Raw genomic sequence first — 5,612 nt, 5'->3', positions numbered from 1 at the left:
ATGCCGACCGTCTGCAGCCGCCGGCGCGCCAGTCCCGCCAGGTCGGCCAGCCACTTGCCGGGCGCACCGGCCGGACGAAAGCAGGCATTCGCTGCCGCAGGACCGGCCTCGAAGGCCGCACGAACTTCGTCGCCGACCTCGAAGGCATCGGGACCGATGCAGGGGCCGAGCCAGGCCATGAGCTTCGATGCGCCGCCCTCGGCCTGAAAGGCGTCCACGGTGCGCTCGAGGACACCGGCGGCCAGTCCGCGCCAGCCGGCATGCGCGGCCGCCACGCGGTGGCCCGCTTCGTCGGTGAACAGCACCGGAAGGCAGTCGGCGACCATGATGGTGCAGGCGATGCCGCGCGTGGTGGTGGTGCACGCATCGGCGCTGGCGTCGTCGGCGCTCCGGGCATCGAGCGACACCAGCCCGGTGCCGTGAACCTGCTGCAGGAAGACCGGCCGCACCCCCAGCGCCTCCTGGAGTCGGGCCCGGTTGACCCGCACATGGTCGGGGTCGTCGCCGACATGCCCGCCCAGGTTCAGGCTCTGGCAGGCGCCGGCCGAGACGCCGCCTTCGCGCGTGCTGCACAGCGAGTGAACGCCGGGCGGCAGCGGCCAGTCGGGAATCAAGGCTTGCGGAAGGCTCATGCCTCGGCATCGGGACAGCGCGACGGCTGGGCGCGCTGGAACGCATCGAGCTGCATGCAGGCCTCGAAGGCCGCCATGGTGCGCGGCAGGCCGCTGAAATCGCAGTCGAAGCGCTGGCCGTTGAAGACCTGCGGCACCAGGCAGCAGTCGGCCATGGTCGGCGTGTTGCCGTAGCAGTAGGTGCCGGCCGGGTGTTGCGCAAGCTGGCGTTCGAAGGCCTCCATGCCCACGCGCACCCAGTGGCGATACCAGCTGTTCTTGGCCTCGTCGTCGAGCTTCAGTTCGCGCACCAGGTACTTGAGCACGCGCAGGTTGTTCAGCGGATGGATCTCGCAGGCGATCGATTCGGCAAGCGCCCGCACATGGGCGCGGCCCACGGGATCGTGCGGCAGCAGCGGCGGCTCGGGCTGGATCTCGTCCAAGTACTCCATGATGGCCATCGACTGCGTGAAGCGCTCGCCCTCGTCCTCCAGCAGGGGCACCAGCTGATCGGGCGAGAGGGCCGCGAAGGGGCCGGTCTTGTGCTCGCCGCGTGCGATGTGGACCGGGATGTACTCGTAGTCGAGGCCCTTCAGGTTCAGCGCGATGCGCACGCGGAAGGACGCGGAGGACCGGAAATAGTTGTGCAGCTTCATCATCCGGCAAGCATAGCCGCGTCGGCCGGACGCAGCCACTCCCCGGCAACCCGCCCTGCCCTCTGGCACACTGCCGTTTTCGCTGAAAAAGGACGCCTTTCCATGACTGCCGAGTTTGTTTTTCCCCCCCACCCGGTCGTGTCGATCCCGGTGGTCGGCCAGCCCGCGCGTTTCCCGGTGCACCGCATCTACTGCGTCGGCCGCAACTACGAAGAGCACGCCAAGGAAATGGGCTTCACCGGCCGCGAGCCGCCCTTCTTCTTCATGAAGCCGGCCGATGCCGTGGTGGCGGTCGATGCCCGCGCGACCGGCAGCATGGCCTACCCGACCCTGACCAAGAACCTGCACCACGAGATCGAACTGGTGGCGGCCATCGGCACTGGCGGCAAGAACATCGCCGCCGCCGACGCCATGAAGCACATCTTCGGCTATGCGGTCGGCCTCGACATGACGCGCCGCGACCTGCAGAACGACATGAAGAAGCAGGGCCGCCCGTGGGACATCGGCAAGAGCTTCGAGCAGAGCGCCCCGATCGGCCCGATCGTGCCGGCCGCGCAGGCCGGCGACATCGAGCACGCCGAGATCTCGGTGCAGGTCGGCGGCACCGACCGCCAGCGCAGCAACGTGAGCAAGCTGATCTGGAACCTGGCCGAGACCATTGAGCACCTGTCGGCCGCCTGGGAACYCCAGCCCGGCGACCTGATCTTCACCGGCACGCCGGAAGGCGTGGCGGCCGTGGTGGCCGGCGATACGCTGGTCGGCGAGATCACCGGACTGCCCAGCCTGACCRTGAAGATCATCTGATCACGCAATGATCCTGCGCGTCCCGATCAAGCACTGCAAGAACTGCGGCACCGCCGTCGTCTACCGCATCCCGGACGACGGCGACACCAAGGAGCGCGCGGTCTGCCCGGCCTGCAACACGATCCACTATGAAAACCCGCTCAACGTGGTGGGCACGATCCCGGTGCTCGGCGAGCGGGTGCTGCTGTGCAAGCGCAACATCGAGCCGCGCTGGGGCAAGTGGACCCTGCCGGCCGGCTTCATGGAGCTCGGCGAGTCCACCGAGCAGGGCGCGGCGCGCGAGACCGACGAAGAGGCCGGCGCCGAGTACGAGATGGAAGGCCTGTTCGCCGTGATGAGCGTGGTGCGCGTCGGCCAAGTCCACCTGTTCTATCGCGCGAGGCTGCTGAGCGAGCGCTTCGATCCGGGCCACGAGACGATCGAGGCCCGGCTCTTCACCGAGGAAGAGATTCCGTGGGAGGAGATCGCCTTCCGCACCGTGCGCGAGGCACTGCAGCGCTACTTCGAGGACCGCCGGCGCGGCAGCTTCGACCGCGTCCACACGGTGGACATCGTATGACGCACTGGCTGCGGTCGACGATCTTCCACTGTGCCGCATTCGCCGCCACGATCGCCGGCGCCGAGCAGGTCGGCGAGGTCGACACCGCCTTCAAGCTGATCGGCCCCGACCACAAGATCGTGGTCGAGGCCTACGACGATCCGAAGGTCAGCGGCGTGACTTGCTACGTCTCGCGCGCGAAGACCGGCGGCGTCTCGGGCGCGCTCGGCCTGGCCGAGGACAAGTCCGAAGCCTCGATCGCCTGCCGCCAGGTGGGCCCGGTCAGCGTGACCCAGCCGCTGCCCAAGCGCGAGGAGGTCTACAGCGAACGGCTGTCGGTGCTCTTCAAGCGACTGCGCGTGGTGCGCATGGTCGATCCGAAGCGCAACACGCTGGTCTACCTGACCTACTCCGACCTGCTGATCGACGGCTCGCCCAAGAACTCGGTCACCGCGGTGCCCATCGATCGCGCAACACCGATCCCACTGAAGTAGCGCCGGACGCCCTGGGATGAGCAGCAGCGCCCCCGGCAATGCGATCCGCTCGCTCTACGGCGCGCTCTGGCACTACGCCGAGGGCGCCCGGCCGCAACTGCTGGCCGCCACCGCGCTGCTGACCGGTTCGCAACTGCTGCGGCTCACGATGCCGTGGCTCGCGGCACAGGCCATCAATGCGCTGCAGATCGCCGACTTCRCCACCTCGGGCCGCTGGATCGCCGCGCTGGCGGGCGTCTATGTCGCCTCCTGGCTGGTCCACGGCCCGGGCCGCATCCTCGAGCGCAACGTCGGCCTGCGGGTGCGCGAGCAGCTGGCCGATGCGCTCTATGCCCGCATCGCCGCCGCCCCCCTGGCCTGGCACGACGGCCATCACTCTGGCGAACTGCAGCACCGCGTGCACCAGGCCAGCAAGGCCCTGTCGGACTTCGCCCAGAACCAGTTCATCTATCTCACGAACATCGTCAACTTCATCGGGCCGCTGATCGCGCTGACCCTGCTGTCGCGCACCAGCGGGGCGATGGCGGTCACCGGCTACGTCGTGATCGCCCTCATGGTGCTGCGCTTCGACCGGGCGCTGATGCGGCTCGCGCGGGCCGAGAACGACGCCGACCGCCGCTACGTCGCCGCCCTGCTCGATTTCCTCGGCAACGCCTCGACCGTGATCGGGCTGCGCCTGTCGGCCGCTTCGCGCGTGCTGCTGGGCCGGCGCATGGCCGCGATCTCGGTGCCGCTCAAGCGTACCGTGGTGCTCAACGAAGGCAAGTGGTTCGCGGTCGACATGATGGGAATGGCGCTGACCTGGGGCTTGGTCGTGGCCTATGTCTGGCCGTCTCGGGCGCCRGGCCAGGCGGTGCCGCTCGGTGCGGTGTTCATGATCTACCAGTACGCCCAGCAGGCCGCCGGCGTGGTTTCCTCGATGGCCGCCAACTTCCAGTTCTTCGCCCGCATGCACACGGACTACACCAGCGCGACGCCGATCTGGCGGGCACCGGCGCGGGTGCCGGACCTGGCCGGGGAAGGCATCGCCGCCGACACGGCCTGGCGCAGCCTCGCGATCGACGACCTGATCTGGCGCTACGACCCGCGCGGCACGCCGGCTGCGGCCGAAGCCGCGCGCAGCGGGCTGCACGACGTGTCGCTGACACTGGGCCGCGGCCAGCGCGTCGCGCTGGTCGGCCCGAGCGGCGGCGGCAAGAGCACGCTGCTGCGCGTGCTGGCGGGGCTCTATGCGCCGCAGCACGGCACGCTGGCGATCGACGGCCGGCCGCAACCCTGGACGCGGCTGCGAAACCTGGCCACGCTGATCCCGCAGGAGACCGAGGTGTTCGAGGCCAGCGTGCGCGAGAACCTCGGCTTCGGCCAACCGGACAGCGACGACGAGTTGCACGCCGCGATGCACGCCAGCAGCTTCGACGAGGTGCTGCGGGCCACCCACGGCGATCTCGACACGCCGCTGTCGGAGCGCGGCTTCAACCTGTCGGGCGGCCAGCGCCAGCGGCTGTGCCTCGCGCGCGGCGTGCTCGCAGCCCGCGGCAGTTCGCTGCTGCTGCTCGACGAGCCGACCAGCGCGCTGGACGCGGCGACCGAAGCGCGGGTGCTCGAGCGCATCGCGGCGGCCTATCCCGATGCCTGCATGGTGGCGTCGATCCACCGCTTGAGCCTGCTGGAGCGATTCGACACGGTGGTGCTGATGGAAGCCGGCAAGGTCGTCGATGCCGGACCGCGAGAAGCCGTGCTGACCCGCCAACCGCTGCTGCAACGGATGGTCGCACCCGCGCCAGCTTCAGCATGCTAAAACTGCGGTCCGGTCACGCGCCGGGGAACCCTTTGCTGCGACCCCGTTCCAAAAAAAGTTATGCACATCCAGAACCCCCTCTCCCGCGCCGCGGCCATCGCAGGCACCGCCATCGCGATCGCCGCCCTGACGGCCTGTTCGACGCCGCCGAAGGGCCCGAGCCCGACCTTCTACCCGTTGCCGCCCGCCGGCCAGACGGCCCCGCCGGCCGTGACGCCGCCGAAGCCGCAGGCCATCTTCATCCGCCCGGCCCCGGGCCGCACGCTCTCCGGCTTCGACGGCACGCGCAACAAGGGAATGGACATCGCGGGCAACCTGGGCGACCCGGTGCTGGCTGCGGCCGACGGCCGCGTGGTCTACGTGGGCGGCGAACTGCGCGGCTACGGCAACATGGTCATCGTCCAGCACAACGACACCTACCTGACCGCCTACGCCCATGCAAAGACCATCCTGGTCAAGGAGAAGGATGTGGTGCGCCAGGGCCAGAAGATCGCCGAGATCGGCAACAGCGACGCCGACCGCGTGAAGCTGCATTTCGAGATCCGCAAGCAGGGCGTGGCGGTCGATCCCGAGCCCTACCTGAACGGCACGCTGCGCTGAGCGCCTCACAGCCGGCGCGCTGTAGGCGTGCGCCGTCTTCGCGAGGCGAATTTCGCCGCGCCCTCCTTTCCCAGCGAGCGCGTCAAATACGCGCCAAGCAAAAAGGAGCAC

The 5,612-nt window shown here is 69.2% G+C and carries 7 protein-coding genes; 5 read left to right on the top strand and 2 right to left on the bottom strand.

What is annotated here, in order from left to right; genetic code table 11:
- On the bottom strand, positions 1–632 hold a 632-nt coding region (gene pgeF, locus AC1DY5_RS39820), incomplete at its 3' end, for a peptidoglycan editing factor PgeF (RefSeq protein ID WP_478119964.1).
- Positions 629–1,267, bottom strand: coding sequence for a maleylacetoacetate isomerase (gene maiA, locus AC1DY5_RS39815; RefSeq protein ID WP_478119965.1), 639 nt, complete (start codon positions 1,265–1,267; stop codon positions 629–631). The genes maiA and pgeF, both read right to left, overlap by 4 nt.
- A gap of 102 nt (positions 1,268–1,369) precedes the next feature.
- Between maiA and AC1DY5_RS39810 the strand changes: the two genes are divergently transcribed.
- The 5 genes from AC1DY5_RS39810 to AC1DY5_RS39790 are packed head-to-tail and all read left to right on the top strand — an operon-like array spanning position 1,370 to position 5,501.
- Complete coding sequence (locus tag AC1DY5_RS39810; protein WP_478119963.1) at positions 1,370–2,071, top strand: fumarylacetoacetate hydrolase family protein; 702 nt, start codon at positions 1,370–1,372, stop codon at positions 2,069–2,071.
- Positions 2,072–2,078: 7 nt separating this feature from the next.
- Positions 2,079–2,630 carry an NUDIX hydrolase gene (locus AC1DY5_RS39805; protein ID WP_478119962.1) on the top strand — a complete coding sequence of 184 codons (552 nt, stop codon included), beginning with the start codon at positions 2,079–2,081 and terminating at the stop codon, positions 2,628–2,630.
- The gene (locus AC1DY5_RS39800; RefSeq protein ID WP_478119961.1) at positions 2,627–3,103 is read left to right on the top strand and encodes a CreA family protein; all 477 of its coding nucleotides are present in this window, start codon (positions 2,627–2,629) and stop codon (positions 3,101–3,103) included. The genes AC1DY5_RS39805 and AC1DY5_RS39800 overlap by 4 nt, the downstream gene beginning before the upstream one ends.
- Before the next feature lie 16 nt (positions 3,104–3,119).
- Positions 3,120–4,901, top strand: coding sequence for an ABC transporter ATP-binding protein (locus AC1DY5_RS39795; protein ID WP_478119960.1), 1,782 nt, complete (start codon positions 3,120–3,122; stop codon positions 4,899–4,901).
- 60 nt (positions 4,902–4,961) lie between these two features.
- Complete coding sequence (locus AC1DY5_RS39790; RefSeq protein ID WP_478119959.1) at positions 4,962–5,501, top strand: murein hydrolase activator EnvC family protein; 540 nt, start codon at positions 4,962–4,964, stop codon at positions 5,499–5,501.
- The last annotated feature ends 111 nt before the right edge of the window (positions 5,502–5,612 follow it).

This window comes from Variovorax sp. P4_D9 (assembly GCF_056401695.1).
This window is presented reverse-complemented; position numbering and strand designations above follow the sequence as displayed.